The sequence below is a fragment of the Carnobacterium divergens genome, from assembly GCF_900258435.1.
Classification (GTDB): Bacteria; Bacillota; Bacilli; order Lactobacillales; family Carnobacteriaceae; genus Carnobacterium; species Carnobacterium divergens_A.
The window spans coordinates 1,517,518-1,537,872 of record NZ_LT992558.1 but is presented as its reverse complement, the minus strand read 5'-3'; the positions used below and the strand labels follow the sequence as shown (position 1 = coordinate 1,537,872).

At 35.4% G+C, this 20,355-nt stretch carries 26 protein-coding genes and 1 tRNA gene; 7 read left to right on the top strand and 20 right to left on the bottom strand.

Going from position 1 to position 20,355, the window contains the following annotated elements; genetic code table 11:
* The first annotated feature begins 1 nt into the window (after position 1).
* The gene (locus CDIMF43_RS07800) at positions 2-1,321 is read left to right on the top strand and encodes an N-acetylmuramoyl-L-alanine amidase (protein ID WP_109841679.1); all 1,320 of its coding nucleotides are present in this window, start codon (positions 2-4) and stop codon (positions 1,319-1,321) included.
* Positions 1,322-1,357: 36 nt separating this feature from the next.
* Here the strand turns inward: CDIMF43_RS07800 and dtd are convergent, their stop codons facing one another.
* The 7 genes from dtd to CDIMF43_RS07765 form a co-directional block, all read right to left on the bottom strand.
* Positions 1,358-1,804 (bottom strand): D-aminoacyl-tRNA deacylase, encoded by a 447-nt coding sequence (gene dtd, locus CDIMF43_RS07795; protein ID WP_109841678.1) that lies wholly within the window; start codon positions 1,802-1,804, stop codon positions 1,358-1,360.
* A gap of 16 nt (positions 1,805-1,820) precedes the next feature.
* Positions 1,821-4,031, bottom strand: a complete 2,211-nt coding sequence (locus CDIMF43_RS07790) for a RelA/SpoT family protein (RefSeq protein ID WP_074402827.1) — start codon at positions 4,029-4,031, stop codon at positions 1,821-1,823.
* Between the two features lie 223 nt (positions 4,032-4,254).
* Positions 4,255-4,926 carry a deoxyribose-phosphate aldolase gene (gene deoC / locus CDIMF43_RS07785; RefSeq protein ID WP_109841677.1) on the bottom strand — a complete coding sequence of 224 codons (672 nt, stop codon included), beginning with the start codon at positions 4,924-4,926 and terminating at the stop codon, positions 4,255-4,257.
* 66 nt (positions 4,927-4,992) lie between these two features.
* A complete protein-coding gene (locus CDIMF43_RS07780; RefSeq protein WP_109841676.1) occupies positions 4,993-5,751 on the bottom strand; it encodes a 16S rRNA (uracil(1498)-N(3))-methyltransferase in 759 nt (252 codons plus the stop codon).
* Positions 5,752-6,702, bottom strand: a complete 951-nt coding sequence (gene prmA, locus CDIMF43_RS07775) for a 50S ribosomal protein L11 methyltransferase (protein ID WP_109841675.1) — start codon at positions 6,700-6,702, stop codon at positions 5,752-5,754.
* Between the two features lie 21 nt (positions 6,703-6,723).
* Entirely contained in the window at positions 6,724-7,218 is a 495-nt protein-coding gene (locus tag CDIMF43_RS07770) for a DUF3013 family protein (RefSeq protein WP_034569947.1), read from the bottom strand.
* 17 nt (positions 7,219-7,235) lie between these two features.
* A complete protein-coding gene (locus CDIMF43_RS07765; protein ID WP_109841674.1) occupies positions 7,236-7,856 on the bottom strand; it encodes a DNA-3-methyladenine glycosylase in 621 nt (206 codons plus the stop codon).
* A gap of 144 nt (positions 7,857-8,000) precedes the next feature.
* Between CDIMF43_RS07765 and CDIMF43_RS07760 the strand changes: the two genes are divergently transcribed.
* A complete protein-coding gene (locus CDIMF43_RS07760) occupies positions 8,001-9,020 on the top strand; it encodes a S66 family peptidase (protein ID WP_109841673.1) in 1,020 nt (339 codons plus the stop codon).
* Positions 9,021-9,064: 44 nt separating this feature from the next.
* Here the strand turns inward: CDIMF43_RS07760 and CDIMF43_RS07755 are convergent, their stop codons facing one another.
* Entirely contained in the window at positions 9,065-9,829 is a 765-nt protein-coding gene (locus CDIMF43_RS07755) for an NAD-dependent protein deacylase (protein WP_109841672.1), read from the bottom strand.
* A gap of 143 nt (positions 9,830-9,972) precedes the next feature.
* Between CDIMF43_RS07755 and CDIMF43_RS07750 the strand changes: the two genes are divergently transcribed.
* Positions 9,973-11,010, top strand: a complete 1,038-nt coding sequence (locus CDIMF43_RS07750; RefSeq protein ID WP_109841671.1) for a hypothetical protein — start codon at positions 9,973-9,975, stop codon at positions 11,008-11,010.
* Positions 11,011-11,084: 74 nt separating this feature from the next.
* Here the strand turns inward: CDIMF43_RS07750 and CDIMF43_RS13740 are convergent, their stop codons facing one another.
* Both CDIMF43_RS13740 and CDIMF43_RS07740 read right to left on the bottom strand, forming a co-directional pair.
* Complete coding sequence (locus CDIMF43_RS13740; protein WP_199198161.1) at positions 11,085-12,095, bottom strand: phage tail tip lysozyme; 1,011 nt, start codon at positions 12,093-12,095, stop codon at positions 11,085-11,087.
* 168 nt (positions 12,096-12,263) lie between these two features.
* A complete protein-coding gene (locus CDIMF43_RS07740; RefSeq protein WP_109841670.1) occupies positions 12,264-12,419 on the bottom strand; it encodes a phage terminase small subunit-related protein in 156 nt (51 codons plus the stop codon).
* 554 nt (positions 12,420-12,973) lie between these two features.
* Between CDIMF43_RS07740 and CDIMF43_RS07735 the strand changes: the two genes are divergently transcribed.
* From CDIMF43_RS07735 to CDIMF43_RS07720, 4 genes are all read left to right on the top strand, one after another.
* A tRNA-Ile gene (locus CDIMF43_RS07735) sits at positions 12,974-13,047 on the top strand.
* Between the two features lie 130 nt (positions 13,048-13,177).
* The gene (locus CDIMF43_RS07730; RefSeq protein WP_109841669.1) at positions 13,178-13,768 is read left to right on the top strand and encodes a hypothetical protein; all 591 of its coding nucleotides are present in this window, start codon (positions 13,178-13,180) and stop codon (positions 13,766-13,768) included.
* A 612-nt stretch (positions 13,769-14,380) separates the two neighbouring features.
* Positions 14,381-14,611, top strand: a complete 231-nt coding sequence (locus tag CDIMF43_RS07725) for a hypothetical protein (protein ID WP_109841668.1) — start codon at positions 14,381-14,383, stop codon at positions 14,609-14,611.
* Between the two features lie 18 nt (positions 14,612-14,629).
* A complete protein-coding gene (locus tag CDIMF43_RS07720; protein WP_109841667.1) occupies positions 14,630-15,163 on the top strand; it encodes a hypothetical protein in 534 nt (177 codons plus the stop codon).
* A gap of 65 nt (positions 15,164-15,228) precedes the next feature.
* Here the strand turns inward: CDIMF43_RS07720 and CDIMF43_RS07715 are convergent, their stop codons facing one another.
* The 10 genes from CDIMF43_RS07715 to CDIMF43_RS07675 form a co-directional block, all read right to left on the bottom strand.
* Entirely contained in the window at positions 15,229-15,693 is a 465-nt protein-coding gene (locus CDIMF43_RS07715; RefSeq protein WP_109841666.1) for a hypothetical protein, read from the bottom strand.
* A 108-nt stretch (positions 15,694-15,801) separates the two neighbouring features.
* Positions 15,802-17,037, bottom strand: coding sequence for a GH25 family lysozyme (locus CDIMF43_RS07710; protein ID WP_109841665.1), 1,236 nt, complete (start codon positions 17,035-17,037; stop codon positions 15,802-15,804).
* A gap of 42 nt (positions 17,038-17,079) precedes the next feature.
* Entirely contained in the window at positions 17,080-17,295 is a 216-nt protein-coding gene (locus CDIMF43_RS07705; protein ID WP_109841664.1) for a BhlA/UviB family holin-like peptide, read from the bottom strand.
* 30 nt (positions 17,296-17,325) lie between these two features.
* A complete protein-coding gene (locus tag CDIMF43_RS13735) occupies positions 17,326-17,490 on the bottom strand; it encodes a hypothetical protein (RefSeq protein WP_167554797.1) in 165 nt (54 codons plus the stop codon).
* Positions 17,483-17,830, bottom strand: a complete 348-nt coding sequence (locus CDIMF43_RS07700) for a hypothetical protein (RefSeq protein WP_193553794.1) — start codon at positions 17,828-17,830, stop codon at positions 17,483-17,485. Before CDIMF43_RS07700 ends, CDIMF43_RS13735 begins: the two co-directional genes overlap by 8 nt.
* A gap of 15 nt (positions 17,831-17,845) precedes the next feature.
* On the bottom strand, positions 17,846-18,307 hold the full coding sequence (locus tag CDIMF43_RS07695; RefSeq protein ID WP_109841663.1) for a hypothetical protein: 462 nt from the start codon (positions 18,305-18,307) through the stop codon (positions 17,846-17,848).
* Entirely contained in the window at positions 18,307-18,591 is a 285-nt protein-coding gene (locus CDIMF43_RS07690) for a collagen-like protein (RefSeq protein ID WP_109841662.1), read from the bottom strand. The genes CDIMF43_RS07695 and CDIMF43_RS07690 overlap by 1 nt, the downstream gene beginning before the upstream one ends.
* Positions 18,592-18,604: 13 nt before the next feature.
* A complete protein-coding gene (locus tag CDIMF43_RS07685) occupies positions 18,605-18,916 on the bottom strand; it encodes a hypothetical protein (RefSeq protein WP_109841661.1) in 312 nt (103 codons plus the stop codon).
* Positions 18,916-19,485, bottom strand: a complete 570-nt coding sequence (locus CDIMF43_RS07680) for a hypothetical protein (protein ID WP_109841660.1) — start codon at positions 19,483-19,485, stop codon at positions 18,916-18,918. Before CDIMF43_RS07680 ends, CDIMF43_RS07685 begins: the two co-directional genes overlap by 1 nt.
* 5 nt (positions 19,486-19,490) lie before the next feature.
* The coding region (locus CDIMF43_RS07675) for a GH25 family lysozyme (protein WP_269845350.1) at positions 19,491-20,355 on the bottom strand (865 nt) is incomplete at its 5' end.

Genomic DNA, 20,355 nt, shown 5'->3' with positions numbered 1-20,355 from the left:
AATGGAACAGACAACAATGCCTAGGAAACATAAAAAGACTTTTTTATTTTTTTTCATTCTATTAATTAGCCTCACTGCTTTTGCTACAATGGCCTTAGCAAATTATAGTACCATTAAAATTGACGCTGCTGTAGTAAACGTACGAACTGGACCAGGGTTGTCTTATGATACAATGACCCAAATCGGTGCTGGAGATCGAGTCAATATTTTAGAAGAAAAAAACAATTGGTATAAAGTACGCTTAAGCAATGATAAAATCGGTTGGGTTGCAAGCTGGCTTGTAAACAATACTGAAATCAGTGCTGCTACGAATACCATGGGGACCGTTACAGGAGAAAAAATCAATATAAGAAGTGAAAGTAACGATCAGTCAGAAATTATTGGTTCCGTTACAAAAGGAACCGAATTAACCGTATTGTATCAAGAAAATGGATGGACCCAGATTCAATACAATCAACAAGTAGCTTGGATTAATTCAAAATTCATCGATGTAAAACCAGCTTCTGTTCAACAAGAAGCTCCAACGACTGTTAGTACAACCGATGAAAAATCAGCTTCAATCAAGACTATTACAATTCGAAATGAAGAAGCTAATATTCGAAGTGCACCGGGTACAACTTCTAGTTTAGTCACCACTGCTACCAAAGGTCAAAATTTTGACTATGTTGGAACAAGTGGGGATTGGTACCATATTCGAAATGATGCTGGTATAGATGGGTATGTCGCTAGTTGGTTAGTCGATTTATCAGCGGATACTTCTTCTGCACCGCTGGCAAATGTGTCTTCGTTAGCTGAAGCAACAGTCGTCATTGATGCAGGTCATGGCGGAGATGATCCTGGGGCAGAAGCCACTACGTTTTACGAAAAAGAAGCCACGTTAAAAACGGCTCAAACATTAGCTGCTAAATTAAAAGCTGTTGGTGCCAACGTTATTTTAACTCGTGATTCAGACAAGAGTGTGAGTCTTCGTCAACGCCCGGCTATTAGTAATCAAGCAAAAGCTGATGTCTTTATTAGTATTCACTATGATTCAACAGAAAACGCAAATGACGGAAGCGGAACAACCACGTATTATTACCATGAACGTGATAAAGCTCTTGCTAAAGTAGTCAATGATGGACTGGCTAATGGGCCGTTACCTAATAATGGTGTGCGTTTTGGTGATTTCCAAGTAACAAGAGAAAACACCCAACCTGCTTTATTGTTAGAACTAGGCTATGTTAATAACACAACAGATAGTTCGATGATCAATACAGACAGTTATCGGGAAAAAATTTCAAATACTATTGTTCAATCTTTAAATCAATACTTTAAAAAATAATAAAAAAGGATTTGATCCGTGGATCAAATCCTTTTTTTATTTTGCTTGGCTGTCTAGCAGGATTGTAACTGGGCCATCATTCACTAACGAGACTTGCATATCGGCGCCAAATTCACCGGTTGAAACAGTAATCCCAGCTTCTTTCAAACCTTGATTAAACGCTTCATATAAAGGAATTGCTTGTTCTGGTCTGGCTGCTTTTATAAAACTTGGTCGGTTGCCCTTTTTTGTATCAGCAAACAATGTAAATTGTGAAATTGATAAAATTGCGCCAGCTACATCGGTAATAGCTAAATTCATTTTTTCATTTTCATCTTCAAAAATACGCATCTTCGTTATTTTTCCTACTAAATAGTCCACATCTTCTTGAGTATCCTCTTCGTTAATGCCAACTAATAGGACTAATCCCTTTGATATCTCTCCTACTACCGTTCCCGCAATGGCAACTTCTGCTTTTTTACTTCGTTGAATTACAACTCTCAACTCATCGCCTCCACTTTTAAGATGTCATCCGTCTAACGCTGTACACATCTGGAATCGTTTTAATTTTGTCTACAATTTTTTGTAATTGGTTTAAGTTTTGAATGCCAATCGTCAACGTAATTGTTGCCATTTTATTGTTATCGATTTTCCCATTGACACTTGTTAAATTTCGCGTCATGCTATTTACAACTTGCAGAACCTCATTTAATAAGCCTGTTCTATTATAGCCTTCTACTTGAAGTTCTGCATCATAGTCATGGCCTTTTGAAGCCGCATCTTCCCATTCCACATCGATTAATCGATTCTCGATATCATCTGCGCCTTTGATATTCGGACAATCTGCACGATGGATTGAAACTCCTCGTCCCTTCGTAATATAGCCAACGATTTTATCTCCAGGTACGGGGCTGCAACAACGACTAATCCGAACTAATAAGTTATCAACGCCTTGAATCACAATGCCACCTTCGTGACGAACTTTCATTTTTTCTGGCTCTTTTTTGGTCTTTTTATCCATTTGATTCATGGTTTGCGTTTGTTTTTCAAGATCCCGTTCACGACGTTCTTTTTCTGTTAAACGGTTTGCGATAATTAAGGCCGTTAATTCTCCATAGCCTACCGCTGCAAATAAATCGTCTTCACTTGTAAAGTTAAACCGTTCCAAAAGTTCTTTGATGTGTTGTTTTGTTAGAAAGTCTTTTGGTGTAAATTGCATTTCTTGTAATTGTTTTTCCACCATGTCGCGACCCTTGTCGATGTTCACTTCTCGGTCTTGTAATTTGAAGAAACGTTTGATTTTATTTTTCGCCTTACTTGTGGATACTAAATTAACCCAGTCTCGACTTGGACCGAATGAATTTGGCGACGTCATCACTTCAACGATATCGCCATTTTTAAGCTTGTAATTTAGAGGAACAATTTTACTATTCACCTTAGCTCCAATTGTTTTATTGCCAATTTCAGTGTGAATGTTATAAGCAAAATCTAAAGGACCTGCTCCTGATGGCAATTCACTAACGTCGCCCTTTGGTGTAAAGACATATACCTTGTCTTTAAAGATATCCTCTTTTACACTTTCCATAAAGTCACTTGCGTCATTAGCTTCATCTTGTAACTCAATAATGTCTCTAAACCAACTTAATTTCGTTCCAACTGGATCGTTGTCGACTTTTTTAGTGATGCCTTCTTTATACGCCCAATGCGCGGCTACCCCAAACTCGGCTACTTGATGCATTTCAAAGGTTCTAATTTGAACTTCAACAGGATTTCCATTGGGACCAATCACTGTGGTGTGTAGTGACTGGTACATATTCGCCTTTGGCATGGCAATATAATCCTTGAAACGCCCTGGCATTGGTTTCCAACGTGTGTGAATTGCTCCTAAAACAGCGTAACAATCTTTGATAGAATCCACCATTACTCGAATTGCAAGTAAATCATAGATTTCATTAAATTGTTTCTTTTGATCTTTCATTTTACGATAAATGGAATAGATATGTTTTGGACGCCCATAAATTTCAGCTTTCATATTTAACTCATCTACCGATTCTTGAATTTTGGCAATAGAGTCTGCGATATAAGCCTCTCGTTCCTCTCTTTTAGAATTCATTAGATGAACAATTCGGTAATACTGTTGTGGATTTAAGTAGCGTAAGGAAGTATCCTCTAGCTCCCACTTGATACGACTAATCCCTAATCGATGAGCTAATGGTGCGTATATTTCAAGGGTCTCATTGGCGATTCTTCGTTGCTTATCTGGACGGTGGTGTTTTAAAGTACGCAAATTATGCAATCGGTCGGCTAATTTCACCATAATCACACGTAAATCTTGCGCCATTGCTAATAACATTTTACGGTGATTTTCAGCTTGCTGCTCTTCATGAGATTTGTATTTTATTTTCCCTAATTTAGTGACTCCGTCTACTAGCATGGCTACTTCTGGTGAAAATTCTCTTGAAATATCTTCTAAGGTCATATCGGTATCTTCTACAACGTCATGTAAAAATCCAGTTGCAACGGTTGCAGGATCCATTTTTAGTTCTGCTAAAATTCCAGCTACTTGAATCGGATGAATAATGTAAGGCTCTCCTGATTTTCTAAATTGTCCTTCATGAGCATGAGTCGCATAATCACATGCTTTTTTGACAAATGCCACATGGCTACTGTTCATATAAGTTGTGGTCAATGCGATTACTTCACCAGCAGAATAATCTTTATTTTTGGGCATAACGTCACCTTCTTTTCCTCTTTTTGTAAGTAGGGCCTTCAACGACTTATCGTTAGGCTTGTTGTAAAAAGAAGCGCTCAAAAAGAGCGCTTCTTTACTTTTTACACTTTTATTAATTATAACTTTAATTTCTCTTAAATTCAAACAGAATAATAATTTTTAGCGTTTTTCCAAAGAAAAAAACTCTTTTAAAAATGTGTTTTAAAAGAGTTTGATGATATTCTTAATAGTCCGTTGTAGCTACTTGTCCTTCCATAATTGCCACACCGCTTGAAGCACCTAAACGAGTTGCACCAGCTTCTATAAGAGCTATTGCATCTTCCAAACTACGAACTCCACCACTTGCTTTGACACCCATTTCTGGTCCAACCGTTCCACGCATTAGACGAATATCAGCAACAGTGGCGCCGCCAGTTGAAAAACCAGTTGATGTTTTAACAAAATCTGCCTCTGCTTTCTTAGCAAGTTCACATGCTCTTACTTTTTCTTCCTCCGTCAAAAGTGCTGTTTCAATAATCACTTTTGAAAGTGCTTGGTCTTTGGCAGCATCCACAACGCCTTTTATATCACGTAATACAAGTTCATCGTCATGATCTTTTAGTGCACCGATATTAATTACCATATCAACTTCTGTTGCACCATTACGAATCGCATCAGTAGCTTCATATGCTTTTGTTTCTGGTGTATTAGCTCCTAAAGGAAAACCGATAACCGTACAGACTTTTACTTGACTACCTTCTAAAAAAGCTGTTGCTTTTTTAACCCAAGTTGGATTCACGCAGACTGACATAAAATCGTATTGTACCGCTTCTTCACAAAGAAGTTTGATTTGATCTTCCGTAGCCTCTGGTTTTAGTAAGGTATGATCAATGTACTTGTTTAATTTTTCTATCATATCGATTCCTACTTTCTGTTATTTTATAGTTTTATTATACTTGAACCTATATGCGTTTATCAACTCTTAGTGATTGAGTTCTAATTGATAGGAAATTGCAGATAGTGCATATAAAGGAGCTGTTTCTGTTCGTAAAATCCGTGGTCCTAATGCGCATAAAACAAATCCAGCTTCACTAAGTTTGGCAATTTCTTTTTCAGATAACCCGCCTTCTGGTCCAAAAACAAGTAGGACTTTTTCACCAGGCTTTAATTTTTTTAAGGCTGTGGCAAATTGGCTACCTTCACTTTGTTTGGCACTTTCTTCATATGCCACTAAACAGACATCATATGAGCGACTTTTAGCGATCAACTCGGTTAAAGAAAGAACGGTTGAAATGACTGGGACTTGCGTTCGGTGAGACTGTTCTGCTGCTTCTAAGGCAATTTTTTCTAAACGTTGAATTTTTTTGCTAACTTTTTTAGGTTCCCACTTTGAAATGGAGTAGGTTGCTGCAAAAGGAATAAATTCGCTTGCTCCAAGCTCAGTCCCCTTTTGGACAATCAATTCTAGCTTATCACCTTTTGGCAAGCCACTAACGATTGCGACTTCAACTGGCAATTCCTTTGTTTGTTCTTCATCGTAAAGCCATTTACAAATGACTTTATCCGATTGAATTTTTTTAATTTCTGCAATAAAGGAGGGACCTTTAGGTAAGACTAGAAAAACAGTCTCCCCTTCTTTCATCCTCATTACGCGCACCATATGATGGTATTGTTCTCCCTCTATCTCAATTGGCTGTGTTTGGTAATCGGAAAGAGATTCTTCAAGAAAGTAACGTTGCATTTAGTCTTCCTCCAACGGTTTTCTAGCAATGATAGCAAACCAATCTTTCATTTGTTGAACTTGTTCAATTTCAAATCCCTGAGCTAATAACTGCTCTAATACCGTATCTTTTTTACTATCGATAATTCCAGAAGTGATAAACAACCCATTTGGTTTTAACACGCGCCACGCATCTTCAATTAATAATAAAATAATTTCAGCTAAAATATTCGCCATAACAATATCTGCTTCAATTGCAATACCTTTAAGTAAATCATTCGCTGCAACTTGAACTTCTTTTGCATAGTCATTTAAATCCATATTTTCTTTTGCTGCTCTAACAGCTACTTCATCTAAGTCATACGCGTAGACATTTCCTGCTCCTAGCGCTTTACTGGCAATGCTTAACACACCAGAACCTGTTCCTACATCTAAAATCGTTTCGCCACCGACAATCGATGTTTCTAATGCTTGCATCGATAAACGTGTGGTAGGATGTGTTCCTGTTCCAAAGGCTAAACCTGGATCGAGACGAATAATACGTTCATCAGAAAATTTAGGTGTGTATTCTTCCCAGCTTGGAACAACTGTCATAAAACGCGTTACTTGCAATGGATGATAGTATTTTTTCCAAGCCGTTGCCCAACTTGTATCGCTGACTTCACTTGTTTTAACTTCATTTGGTCCAATATCTAAGCCAAAGGTTTTCAACTCAAGAATTCGTTGCTGAATGCTTGGTAAAATTTCTGGTAAGAAAATCGTTTCTGGAAAATAGGCTTTAATGACGACCCCTTCTTTTGAGTAGTCCGCTTCATCTAATGCCCAAATTTGACCAAATCCATCGTCTGGTGTATTTTCAAAATCAGAAAGATCTTCAATTGATACACCGCTTGTTCCTGCTTCCACTAATATATTCGAAACGGCTTCAACCGCTTCGCTTGCTGTTAATACACTCACTTCTGTCCATTTCATGTTTCATTCCTCCAACGCTTTTTAAAATTTAGGATATGCTGCCAATTCAGTGTTGTATCGTCCTGTTTCACGATACGTTTCAAGGGTTCCCTTAAAGTCTGCCTCATTCCAGTTCAATTCAAATGTTTCGATTGTTGGATCTGTTGCAAAATCTAATAAGTCTGATTGTCCTTCTGTCATCACAATGCGTAATTGTTTAATCACAGCATCAATTAATCCTTTTTCTATCCCTTTTTTACTATCAAATGGAATAGCTACTAAGTAGTCTGCTAAATCCAATGTCGTTTTTTTAGGGTCATAGAAAATGATAGCATCTTCAAATTCAATAATATCATTTTCCGTAACGGTGCCCTCTACATCTTCGATAACAGTCTCTGCTAAGTCAACTTCTGCAAAGATAGAACAAAAAATTTCAACTGCTGTTTGGCGTTTATTCCATTGTACCATCCAATCAAATTCTAAATGAGCCTCGTCCATTACTTCCTCAATATACGTTACACAATCTAATTTTGCCATTTCGATTCCTCTTTTCATCAATTATTTTCTAACCAACCATTATTTCCGTCTATTTTTCCTCTACGTTTAGAGACATAAGGATTTCCTGCAACACTATAACGCAAGGGGGCCTCTGTCCATGTGCCTTTATTAGGAATCCCAATTCGTGGTGTCGCATCAATGGACAATGGGATTTTTCTTCTTTCTTTAGCTAGATACAAAGGTTTTTCATAAATTTTACTGCCATCATCCATTTGGGTAATGCCAAAGGCTTTTGTTAGTTTTCCTGGTCCATTCGAAACGTCAATGTCTGTTTTGCCTCTTCTAGTCTCCATGAGTTCCAACCCGACAAAAGGTTCAATACCACGAATTAAAACAGCTTCTGGAGTGCCAGCTTCTTTGACGACTAAATTTAACATTTGATGGGTATGCATTTGATAGATGTAAATCGTACCTGCTTCTTCGTACATGGATTTTAAACGGGGAGTATTTTTCCCATTAAAACTGTGAGCTGCTTCATCGATTACACCTAAATAAGCTTCGGTTTCAACAATCCATCCACTAACAGTGCCCTCAGGTGTTTCTTTTACAAGCAATCTGCCTAACAAAGATTTTGCAATTTCTTCAGTTGTTTTACTGCTATCTAACCATGGCTCCATATCCCAATACGATTCCTTTCATTTCCTCCATTATAGTATACATGAAAATCCTTTATTCTGTTACTATAAATTAAGCTTTCTTGACAAACGAGCTTAATTATTTCAATATATAGAAAGAACAATTGTAAGAAAGGGGAATTTTTTATGATTCGTTATCCAATTTGGGATCGTCAGAAAAAAATCGGTGTCACAGCACCATCAAGTGGCGTTCAAAAAGAGTTGCATCCCATGCTTTGGATGGCTATTAACTATTTTAAAAATCAAGGGCAAGAAGTCATCGTAACACCTAACGTTTGGACGCAAGAAAAAGCCGTCTCCAGTTCAGCTTATGTGCGAAATAACGAGTTAAACGCACTACTTAAAAATCAAGAAGTTAGCTTAATTATTCCGCCATGGGGTGGTGAATTATTATTGGAAATGTTGCCGTTAATTGATTTTGATTCACTTCCAACAAAGTGGCTTTTAGGGTATTCCGATATTAGTGGCTTGTTATTAGCTGTTACTTTAAAAACAGGTATCGCAACGGCTCATGGAACAAATTTTATTGATTTGCGTGGAACAACAATGGATGATACAACGGCAAGTTATCAAACGGTATTAACTACATTACCTGGTAAAAGTGTCACGCAACAGTCTTCCTCCTTTTATCAATCAAAATGGGATTTTGAAAAAACCAATGATAGCCCGTTTCATCTCGATACACCTACAAATTGGCGTCATATTGATCCCACAATAACTAGTCAGCATTTGGAAGGACGCGTTCTTTGTGGCTGTATTGACATTATTCGCCATTTAATTGGCACTCCTTTTGGAGATGTAGAAGCTTTTTGGCAAGAGCATATACCTGATGAACCTGTGCTTTGGGTGCTTGAAAATTGTGAACTCAATAGTGCTGATTTGAGAAGAAGCTTGCTTCAAATGCACTATACAGGCTGGTTTAAGCATTGCACTGGAATTTTATTTGGTCGTAGCAATGCCAATGAGGTTTTTGAGGATTATCATTTTATAGATGTCTATCAAATGCTTGCGGAGGAATTACAGATTCCTATTCTTTACGACATTGATTGTGGTCATGTTCCTCCACAGTTAACGTTTATTAATGGTGCCTATCTTGAAGTAAGCTATTCAAATGGACACGCCACTGTGATTCAAACATTTAATTAAAAAACAAGACTAGTCAGTTTATCCCTGTTTAGTCTTGTTTTTTTTTAGTTAAGCTGTTGAAATAACTCGCCTACTGGTTGATGAATAACTAATGTCGCTTGGCTTTCAGCGGTTAAGCTACTTTTATTAATTAATACTAAGTCTTCTCCTTGATAGAAGTCAATCAAGCCACTAGAAGGATAGACTGAAAGGGACGTACCCGCAATAATTAATAAATCAGCCTCTTTAATGGCTTGGATACTTTGATCAATGACAACATCCTCTAATGCCTCTCCATAAAGAACAACAGCTGGTCGCACAATGCCATTATCCGCATCACAACGAGGAATCCCATTTTCATCACGTACTAACTCATTTAAAGAATATTTTTTTTGACATAACTCACAATGATTATGCTGAACACTTCCGTGTAATTCCAATACTTTTTGACTGCCTGCTGCTTGATGCAGACCATCAATATTTTGAGTAATGATGGTCACTGATTTGTCTTGCTGTTCCAAAGCCGCTAAATAAGCATGTGCTGGATTTGGTTTAGCAGATGGATAAATCAAATGCTTAAAGTAATAATCAAAAAACAACTGAGGATGCTTTTTCAAAAAAGAATGACTGACAATCTCTTCTGGTGTGACCGTCGTATTTAATTCTTGGTTAAACAGCCCATCTGCAGATCTAAAGTCTGGAATGCCACTTTCAGTTGAAACTCCTGCTCCACCAAAAAAAACAATTTTTTGATGGCCTTCGATTAAATTTTTTAAAATAAGTGCTTTATTTCCCAATATTCCCACAACCTTTCTAGCTGAATTTGTCATAAACGTCGCTTTTTCTGTCTTTTTTGATAGGAAATGCAATAGTTTCTGAAACTCAATTATGATAACATATCTTATATAAGATGATAACTCAAATTCTTTAATGGTTAAGTCTTATCATAACATGAACTTTGGAGGAATAAAACGTGAAAAAAATGATTTTACAGTTGGTGACGATTGCAACGCTCTTTACCCTTGCAACTCCAGCTCTAGCAAAAGACACTTTGGATTTAACATTTAAATCAACTTCATCAGCAACTAAAAAGAACGTGGATTTAGCAGTTAAAACGAATTTACCAAAGGATACTAAAATTCAAACGACTGTGGAGGGTCCAAAAGAGTTTAAAGAAAAATTCAACTTAAAAGTCGACAAAAAAGGGTTTGTCAAACAAGCATTTAAAGGAAAAAAATACGGTACCTATAAAATCACGTATGCTACTCAAGTAGCAAAAAAACAACCCAGCAATGTTCAAAAAAAATTAGGAAAAAATGGTTCTAATTTAACTGGGAAATTTGTTTACAAAGGAACTGGCACCTATGCAGAAAAGTTGACTGTCCAAAAGGGAAAAAAACAAGTAGCCGTTAAACAACAAAGTAAAAATGAAAAATTAATAAACGAACAAAAAGTTGCAACAGCAGCAGCAAAGAAAAAGGCTAAAGCGGAAAAGATTGCAAAAGAACAACTTGAAGCAGCTGTAAAAGCTGTTGAGCTTGCTGAAGCAACGCCTACCAGAGAAAATTATGATAAAGCCAATACATTGGTAGCATCATTAAGTCAAAAAAATAAGGGGCTATCTGATCGTCTAACAACTGTAAACTCCGCTATCTTAGCGAGCGAAAAAGCTGAAGCCGACCGTCTTGCTGCTGAAAAGAAGGCTGAAGAAGATCGACTAGCAGCCGAAAAAGCGGAGGCTGAACGCGTTGCTAATGAACAAAAAGAAGCTGCACGAGTTGCAGCAGAACAAGCGCAACTTGCTGAAGCAAATCGTATTGCCAACGAACAAGCTCAAGCGGCTCAGGCAGCACAAACACCCGTCGGAAATACTGTATACGTTACAAATACTGGGCATCGTTATCATGCTTCGCCTAATTGTCGCGGTTTGAACAATGCTAATTCTACCCGTTCAGCTACGCTTGAAGAAGCACAGAATCGTGGATTAACGCCTTGTAAGTTTTGTTATTAAATTCATTAATAATAAAATAGAGCAAAGAGAGTATTGTCATCCTCTTTGCTCTATTTTAATTTTTAAACTTTAATTTAACTGATTTTAACACCTTGGATATTTTCAGATGGTAGTAATTTACGTTTTAAAGCATAATCATCTTGAAAAATTGGAACTAATTGAGCTGCATTATATAAAGAAATATTAAATATTGTCACTTTACCATCCCCGTCTGTAATAAATTCGGGATTGTTCATGTAACGTACACCTGCATTTCCATAATCTCTACGTAATTCATTCCGAATATTTCGAGCATCATTTAAATTCAATCCTCTAAATTCAACCTTATAGACTTCTTGAATTGTTTTTTCTACATAAATACTCTCTGCATTTACTAAATGTTCAATATTAACATATTGATTGATCCAGATTGATTGCAACCAATTTGCAACACCTTCTGCAATGCCATTAATCATCACAATGGCAGATGAACCGTTGTCTCTATAATTAATTGTGATATCACTAGATTGGCAAATTCTTTTGCCATTTTCTGCCATTTCTTGGGTAAATCTTGTTTTTAAAATTTCTGCAGCTTGAGGAGAAAGATTGCGAATTGCCGCACGATATAAGTGAGGTTTTTCAACAGTTCCACCATCATTTCCTGACAATAAACGGAACCATTCTTCTGCCCAAACTCCTCTTTGTGGTTGATTTGGATTTGCTGGACGCTCATAATTATGAATAAAGACACTTGCTAAATAGGTTGGACTTTGCGTACTTTGAGTAAATTGTCTAAAATTTAGTGGGTAAGCAGTCGTCGCATAAAATTGTTGTCCATTTTCAAGTTCCCACTGAATTCTTTTACATTGTGTTTCTACCGTACGATAATTGAGTCCATTGCTATTCGCCCAGTTAACTAAATTTGATTTCGGTGTCCATTGTACAAGACCATAGCCACCCCCACCGCCAAGCTCGTCTTTATCTGCAATAATGCCTGACTCCCCTTGCATATTCCCAAGTAATCCAGAAATGGCCTGTGCTGTCCATCCTTTATTTCTAAAAAATAAATAAATTGCTTTTGCGTTCTCTGTTGCATTTTCTACCATTGTTTTTCCCTCCAAATAATTTTTATAAGAAAACTAACGATCGTTTGTACTATTTTCTTACTGACTCAATCATATCTTTTTTAGGGATACTCTTCCTATCTAGAATCTTTTAATATTCTAACTAAGTTCTTTCAAAAGTCTTTTTAAATACTAGATTATTAAGTGGAACTACTCCACAGTTTCCTTTGGTAGCCATTTAGAAAACAAACCATGTGTCATAGCATTCTGATTTTTTTTTAAGGGAGCGCTCCCTTTCAATTCATCGTCCCACTTATCTGTTGATTTCCATTTTCGGATAGTGCTAGATGACTTCTTCAATCCAATTGCACTATCAGCTCTATTTCATCTTTTCTCATCAATTAACTCCCATGCTATTTCTTAGGTTGATTCTCATCCATTTTCAGAACTACCATGAAGGCTTCTTATAGATTGCAAAATTTCCACAACATTTTAGAGCGTTCAATAACTATTTATAAACATTGATATGTAAATGTTTCATTGGCTTTTAAAATAATTATAACATTTAAGAGATAATTAGAATATCTGTCAGATTTTTATACGCTGTGGTCAAAATGTGGTAACACCTATTTCAAATCCCTACTATTGTGTAGTTAGTTATTTAAGCCCACCAAACCATCTAGTGGGATTCCTCTCATTCTTAAACTTTTATACAATTTCCTTACATTTTTAGCAACCCTTTATAAAAAGAAGCTTTTGAAAACTTTATTAAATTAATTGAGTTAAACACTTGATCCTAATTTTCATAAAAAACCCCTCTACGACAAAAAATAGGGGAGACATTAGATCGGTGTAAACTAGCACCTTGATATTATTTTATCACATTACTTACAAAAAACATCGTGTTATACTATTGAAACTGACCTTTAGCTCAGTTGGTTAGAGCAAACGGCTCATAACCGTTCGGTCGTAGGTTCAAGTCCTACAAGGTCCATATTGGGGTAATTTAAAAAGCTTCTCTTCCGATTAGGGTTGAGAAGCTTTTTTCATTTGTAATTATAGTAGTTTAAACATATTGATTATGGTAAGCTTGTTTATGTAAATAATTTATTTGGAGGATAATAATGAATACATTTTTTAAAAGTTTTTTTGTAGGTTTGATTAGTATATTTTTAGTGGGTTGCTCTACATTAACAAACGAAACAAAAGATAATAGTGCCACCACTCAAAGCAAAACCTTAGCGGAAAGTACTCCTCCTATTGAGGAAACTACCATAAGTGAGCTAAAAACGTACGGTTCCGAGGATTGGACTCTCACAAAATTTGATTGGAATGGCTTTAAAAGTACGTACCCAGATAATTTGCCAAAAGCAGTTGCTGATGCTCAATTAATTTTAGAAATTTCTCTTCAAAAATATTTTGGTATCGGGAATCAAGCATCGATAACATTTACTAATCCTGATGAATCGCAAGATTTTTTCTCCTTATCAATAACAAATTTAAATGTTAGTTCTGAAGAAGACTTATTAAAATTTAAACAAAATGCTGAAGCCTTGATCTCAGATGTTAGTAGCAAAAAAGATATTAATTTGTATATTTTTACTGCTACTCTAGACCCAATGGTTAAAGATGCTGAAAAAAGACAATACATTTCTAGTTTTAACTTAAGTGACAATGGACCGATTGAAGAAATAGGCGAGACACATTTTGAATAGAATCAACGTAAAAAACTTCTCAAACCAATTAGGAATGAGAAGCTTTTTGCTAGTTTAGTTTCACTGTTGCCTCTTCTGATATAGCTATCTTAACCACCTATATATTAATATGTAATCTCACCTTCTGCGTATATTATCCGTAGGAGGTGTTTTTATGTATACAAATGGAGATATTATCATCACGTTATCGGATTGTACTATTATAGTAGATAGTTGTAAATCTGAAATCATAATACGCTTTAATAGTAAAAAAGAAGCTTTTGAGTACTTTATTAAATTAATTGAGTTAAACACTTGACTACTACTCTGTAGAGTAGTATAATTATAAGAGTAAGGGGGAGGTGAAAAAGTGTTAGACGATATAATAAAAGGACTAACAGCAATAGTACTGTTAGTCACAGCGATTCTCAACTTGGTAACCGCGTCGAAACAGTCCAAGAAAAAGAAACGCAAAAATAAAAAATGATAGACGGGGCAAAAGCCCCTCTATCCTTATTATAACATGATAATGGAGGAATTTAAAATGAGTACATTCATTTACATCGCAATCTTAATACTAGCCGTGGCGGGCTTAATAATCGCTATTAACAACTACAGAAAGAAGTGATCTAATTGCATCCTATCGATTCAATTGCTAAAAAATATAATGTCACAAAATACTCAATCTCAAAAATTGGGAATATTTCTCAAACTGGAATTTCAAGTGCTATTGAACGTAATCAAACGATTGACAACTTTAAAGTTAAAACGATTATCGCTATATCTAAAGCAATAAACAAAACGCCCGGGGAAACATTGGACGAACTTTTAAATTTTGAAGAACATTTAAAAAATGAAAAATAATTTAACAAGGAGACTTACATGACGAATCTATTTGAATTATATAAATCAAACAAGGATATGATAGATTTTATACTTTTGTTCTTTAAAATTTTTATAGCTATAACAATTTTATGTCTTGGATTTTTATTAAATAAAACTTACTATGAAAATATTTCATTAGAATTTTATAGTAAAGCTGAAGAAGATACTACTTACAAAAATACTCTTGCTGAAGAACTTATTGCTGATGAACAATCAAATAAAATTGTATTTGTTACTGCTAGTGATGTACCTTTAGAAATAGAAGTAATGGAATTTGAATCTATAAGTAGCGATGGTGATCTTTCATTTAAAAGTACTGGAAAAATAAAAACTGTAGAACCGGGAGATACGTTAAAAATTTCGTATTTAGAAGGTGAAGGTATTCCTAAATATCAACTAAAAGCATCTACTCCATATGGTTCAGCTGATATACCTTTAAATTATAACGGACGCTTTGGAGATGTTAATAAAACGAAAATTAAATCAACTAGAAAAGTTATCCCCTATTTCTTGCATAAAATACTTGATTAACCAGTATGTATGCCACCTGTTTTTATAGGTGGTCTTTTTATTGCAAAATATCTAAGTTGAATAATTTACTTTAAATTTACAACTACATTATCATTGATTAATAACTCGAATTTTTTTGACTCTGATTGTTTCGCTGAAACATTAAAAACCAATAAACACGTCACTGTTTGTTCTGGATTTATTTGATTAATATTTAAATAATTCACCTTTCCATTAACGATACTTCTACTTTTTATATTATCAGGTTTAAATGTTTTATCATCTATTTTTAAAATAAAATTATTTGAAAATACATTGCTGACAGTTTCGTCATTATTGCTCTTTGCTTCAATAGATACAACAATATCTTTTCTATCGTTATCATTTTTTATTTCAAATTTATTGACTTTATAATTAAAATCATCTTGGATTATCTCTTCTCCAATCTCAGCTTTCTCAGCATCTTTTGTAAATTCATCAAACATCGCTATAGAAACGACTGCTGTAATAAAAACCAGCAAAACCCAGCCTAATATTTGTTTTTTCTCCAATTAAAAACCCTCCATTTTATAATCTATATTGGTCATTATATCATATTTAATCTACAGATTTATTTTAATTATGTACCCTCCCACAAAGTAGGAGGTTCTTTCTTGATATTAATAATTTAACACTTGATTAGGAAATATGAGATTGACGTTTGTAATGTTATTTTTAGAAGCTAACTCATTAATTGATACTCCAATAGTTTGAGCAATGCCACTTAATGAGTCACCAGCTTTTACAGTATAAGAACGATTAGATGAACTATTTGGGACTTTTAAGTTCTCTCCTGGATAAATTACAAATGGACTAACTTTTCCATTTGTTTGAGCAATAGCTTGCCATGATACTCCTAACTTATTACCAATTGCACTTAACGAGTCACCAGAAACTACTTTATAGTAAAATTGATTTGTTCCTCCACCATTTGAGTTTGTTCCTGCTAACTTCAAAACTTGACCAGGGAAAATCGTATAAGGTGGTAAGATATTATTTGTACGTGCAATATCTTGCCAATTTTTATTTACTTTAGAGCCAATTCCTCCTAAAGTATCTCCACTTACAACTACATATTCATTTGTAGGTAAAGGTGCTACTGGATCAGTCGGTACTGGTTTATTTTGGTCTTTTACCCCACGAGTAAAGTTACCTTTATAATCTACACTGACATCAAAGTTTTTCGTTCCAGTATTATTGATCCCAATAAATTGATAATCAGAAGCAAATTGCCAAGCTGACCGATTGGAATACAAGTTCATTGTTGATGTTGGATAACCAGGATAGTTAGCAATCCAGCCCTCCCCATCATTAATGTTAAAGCGAGTATTTACCCATGACCCCATCGTATAAATTTCAGTATTTTTAAATCCATATGATCGCATTTGATCGTCAAAGGCTTTGTTAAATACATTGTTAGTCAATTTGTCACGCATAAATTCCGAAGCTTCCGCATCATTAACCATAAGTGTATCTGTTGACAAACCAAAACGTTTAGCTGTATTCACAAAGAAATTAGCTTCATTCTTCGCATCTTGCACGCTGATATAACGTGAGAAGTGATAGGCTGAAACTTGTAATCCAACTGCTTTAGCATTGTTGATCTGTGCTTGAGCATACGGATTTACATAGCTAGTACCTTCAGTTAATTTGACTGATACGCCTTTTACACCTTCGTTTTTGATAATTTGATAATCATTTGTTGAAATTGATCCTTGATGACTAGCAACGTCGATAAAATCTTTGTTAGGTAAACCTTGACTGTACTTATTGAGTGCAGCTTCTGCCGTCACCGTTGGCACTAACATAACCATAACCATTAACACCGCAAAGATATTCTTGTTTAATTTTTTCATTTTACACTCTCCTAATTTTTTTTATTTATAAAAAAATAGCCCTCATGAATGAGAGCTAATCTTTTTATGAATTTCTTCCACTTTATTTTTAACTTCATCAAAGTTACTTAAAGCCTGTGTGAGCTTGTCTATCGTATTACGATAGTTCTGCTCTCTTTTATCATTGGTCTTCATTACATAGACCAACAGCCCTACAAATAAAACTGCAAAAGATATTTGTTCTGGATTTGTCAATAATTTTTCAATTGTTTCCATGATTCACCTCCTTTCTGAAAAATAAAGAAGCTATTAAATTTCAATAGCTTCTTCTTTGTCTTTGGCATCTTTTTCTTTGACCATCAATTGCACTTCTGATTCAGTTAATTGTTTTATCTTTACTAATTTTTCTAATTGTTCCAACGTGCACCAATTAATTAAAAATCGATCTAACCATTTTACATAAGCTTTACTCATTTCCGTTTCCTCCTAATACCATAATTTCTAAATCTGATAACTGTTGTCCCAAGTTCTCAATTAAGATATCTTTTTCCATATCTTTAATTTCCAACTCTGAAACCTGTTGAGCTAATTCTTCTTCACTCGTCAACTCTTCCTCTTCAACTGGTGGATTAAGTTCATCATCCGTTGCCGTTTCAATCCATTTGTTTAGCGAAAAAGACCATCTAGGCTTCAAGAAAAATCCTTCCCACTGAAACTTCGTAAATTCTGTTTCTTTAAACATTTCTTTTCCTGCTAAATCAGAACCTACAATGTTTCCTTTTTCATCAACATTGATTACCTCAATAAATTCCATATATTTTCTCCTTTATTATTTATTTGTTATTAAATTTGGGAACGGATCACTTGTCGGGAAAATTACGCGACTGAAAGCACACCCCATATCATTATTTCTGTAAATCATTGTTATTGCATCAGTTCTCAATCGTACAATCGTCATATTCGTTGGTGTTGAATCTGTATTATCTAATGTAAAAAAAGATTCTGCTTTAGCTGCTGGTAAATCAGGTCTGAACCCTAGCGGAATTGCCCAAATAAGCGCATTAGATGTTCTTGGCAATGTTTTGTCTCCTTGGCCATTCATAAAGACCACGTCTCCAATTCTACGATAATAAAGTACGTTACTACCGACAGTCGCCGCTTTAATCCAACCAGTATCTTTTATCATATCTTGTTTTTTAGCAAGTTCTTTATCCAACCCTTCTACCGCTTTTGTGTGGGTTTTTAAATATTTTAATACCCCATTTTCTGCTAATTGTACAATATCTGCCATTAAACTGTCCCCACTTTCTCAAATGTGATTATCGGTAAGTTATTCAACTTTGCTTTATCAGCTGCAGCCATTAATCCATTTGCCGTTGTTGTCGCTACTGCAGTTGTTGTAGCATTTTGACCAGCTGGTCCCGTTGCACCAGTTGCTCCTTTTGGACCCGCCGGACCTGTTGGTCCAGTGTCTCCTTTATCTCCTTTAATATTTGTTAATCCAAGCACTGCACTTGCATGGGTTCGCGGATAAACTTCCACTCCATTATTTAAAACTTTTACTATATCTGCCATTTTTCAATTCCCCCTATACTTTTTCGATGGTGACACTATTTTTTTCGGCGCTAATTAATCGTTGCAATTGTACATACATTTCTTTCGTGATTATTCCATCTGTCGTTGCAGATGCATACGGTACCCCAGAACCAGTTAATCCGATATCTTTTGGGGTCAAATTTACAGCTCCAATTTTCCCATTAACAGATGTCACTTGCCCTTTTCCAGCGGTCCCTAAAGCCTCACTTAAACCCGTAACTGCATTGACGGTAGTTTCTGGATATACTTGTCGATTAATATCCTTTTCATCAGTTTCCATCATTTTTACAACATCAATTGCCATTAAATCTCACCTACTTTTTTTAAATAAAATGTATCTTGTTTCACATTATCAACTTCTGCGATAATCAAACCAGATAACCCCTTTGAGTTATTAACTTCCCCCTCTTTAACGAGTATATGGTTTTGGCTAAATCTATCGTCTTGTAAAGTGATAAGAACATCGCTCTCTCCGCTTTTTATGGTAAATCGTTCATTTTCCATTGCATCAAGGCGCTCTTTAAGCGTTTTATACACAACGCCTTTTACATCTATACGAGCATTGATCACTTCGCTGTCAACTGTTAATCCGCCAAGTGTATTTTTCCATTCGTCGATAATTTTTTGAGTGTCTCTACCCCATTTAGCTTGTAATTCTTTTGCTAGCTTTTCAAGAGCTAAAGCAACTTGTCTGTCGTCATAAATATCAGATGATACTTGTTCTGCCAATCGTGCCAAGGCTTCACGAACATCTCTTCCATACATTTTTTCTCTTAACCACTTTGCTAACAATCTATGAACTTCGTCTACCTTATTCATATCAACCCAATTTTCTTCAGTTATATGAGTTGGGTCTCTATAATTTACGGGCATTTTTTTCACCTACCTAAATATTGTTTTTTAAATCTTTCTGATGGATCTTTGTTAACATCAACATTGCCATTAATTCCCTGTACGCTTCCTTTGTCGCTGTATTGCCATAAATCCCACGGATGATCTGGCGGAGTGCTACGATAAGCAGGTATTACAATGCTTCCAAAGCGAGCTACATTTATATTAAATTGATCGTATAAATGATTTGCGATATAAGCGACTTGATTCGTTTGGGAAATTCCAAATGAAATCATTTTATTTTGCCACGCTTCAGTTCCTTGTCTCATGTTTTCCATCGTGGCCACTTCAACATCAATCATATAAAATAAAGGTTGCTTACCTGTTCCGGAAATAGATTTTGTACGATTATAGAAGTCAGTTGCTTCTTGCCCTGCATCAGCTTCGTTGACATATCGTGCAAAAGCATAGACTGCATAAGTGATATTAAGTTGTTGGCATTGTTGGATGTTATAACGGTAATAGTTATCAACGTAAGAGCTGCCATCTTGAACTCTTATAATCGCAAGTTCGATATCATCCGCTTTTACTTTTACCCAATCAATTTGCCCTTGATGTTCCGAAACATCAATAATTTTGCCTATTGGACGTTCTGGGTCTGTTCCATTTTCAAGTTCTTTGATACGTCGAAGCGCATCCTCAATTAGTTGCTGTTGTTGGGAAATAATTTTATTACTTTCAATTAATTCTTTTCCCAATCCAGCTGTTGTTTTATCAAGATTATTGGTGCGTTTGATTAAAGAGTTTGTTTTACCGGCAATATCATTCAACGCGTTATTTTTCTTTTTTAATTCTGCTTGGTACTGTGATAATGAAATAAAACGATCACCAATTGTCAGTTCAGACGTTTCT

What these genes read in the sequence shown, in the direction of transcription:
- CDIMF43_RS07700 (WP_193553794.1), bottom strand. Translation starts at nt 17,830, where the DNA reads ATGGAATTTATTGAGGTAATCAATGTTGATGAAAAAGGAAACATTGTA.
- CDIMF43_RS07770 (WP_034569947.1), bottom strand. Translation starts at nt 7,218, where the DNA reads ATGGCAAAATTAGATTGTGTAACGTATATTGAGGAAGTAATGGACGAG.
- CDIMF43_RS13740 (WP_199198161.1), bottom strand. Translation starts at nt 12,095, where the DNA reads ATGGTAGAAAATGCAACAGAGAACGCAAAAGCAATTTATTTATTTTTT.
- CDIMF43_RS07710 (WP_109841665.1), bottom strand. Translation starts at nt 17,037, where the DNA reads ATGAAAAAATTAAACAAGAATATCTTTGCGGTGTTAATGGTTATGGTT.
- CDIMF43_RS07690 (WP_109841662.1), bottom strand. Translation starts at nt 18,591, where the DNA reads ATGGCAGATATAGTAAAAGTTTTAAATAATGGAGTGGAAGTTTATCCG.
- CDIMF43_RS07780 (WP_109841676.1), bottom strand. Translation starts at nt 5,751, where the DNA reads ATGCAACGTTACTTTCTTGAAGAATCTCTTTCCGATTACCAAACACAG.
- CDIMF43_RS07800 (WP_109841679.1), top strand. Translation starts at nt 2, where the DNA reads ATGGAACAGACAACAATGCCTAGGAAACATAAAAAGACTTTTTTATTT.
- deoC (WP_109841677.1), bottom strand. Translation starts at nt 4,926, where the DNA reads ATGATAGAAAAATTAAACAAGTACATTGATCATACCTTACTAAAACCA.
- CDIMF43_RS07730 (WP_109841669.1), top strand. Translation starts at nt 13,178, where the DNA reads ATGAATACATTTTTTAAAAGTTTTTTTGTAGGTTTGATTAGTATATTT.
- prmA (WP_109841675.1), bottom strand. Translation starts at nt 6,702, where the DNA reads ATGAAATGGACAGAAGTGAGTGTATTAACAGCAAGCGAAGCGGTTGAA.
- CDIMF43_RS07760 (WP_109841673.1), top strand. Translation starts at nt 8,001, where the DNA reads ATGATTCGTTATCCAATTTGGGATCGTCAGAAAAAAATCGGTGTCACA.
- CDIMF43_RS07685 (WP_109841661.1), bottom strand. Translation starts at nt 18,916, where the DNA reads ATGGCAATTGATGTTGTAAAAATGATGGAAACTGATGAAAAGGATATT.
- CDIMF43_RS07695 (WP_109841663.1), bottom strand. Translation starts at nt 18,307, where the DNA reads ATGGCAGATATTGTACAATTAGCAGAAAATGGGGTATTAAAATATTTA.
- CDIMF43_RS07720 (WP_109841667.1), top strand. Translation starts at nt 14,630, where the DNA reads ATGACGAATCTATTTGAATTATATAAATCAAACAAGGATATGATAGAT.
- CDIMF43_RS07790 (WP_074402827.1), bottom strand. Translation starts at nt 4,031, where the DNA reads ATGCCCAAAAATAAAGATTATTCTGCTGGTGAAGTAATCGCATTGACC.
- CDIMF43_RS07765 (WP_109841674.1), bottom strand. Translation starts at nt 7,856, where the DNA reads ATGGAGCCATGGTTAGATAGCAGTAAAACAACTGAAGAAATTGCAAAA.
- CDIMF43_RS07680 (WP_109841660.1), bottom strand. Translation starts at nt 19,485, where the DNA reads ATGCCCGTAAATTATAGAGACCCAACTCATATAACTGAAGAAAATTGG.
- CDIMF43_RS13735 (WP_167554797.1), bottom strand. Translation starts at nt 17,490, where the DNA reads ATGAGTAAAGCTTATGTAAAATGGTTAGATCGATTTTTAATTAATTGG.
- CDIMF43_RS07755 (WP_109841672.1), bottom strand. Translation starts at nt 9,829, where the DNA reads ATGACAAATTCAGCTAGAAAGGTTGTGGGAATATTGGGAAATAAAGCA.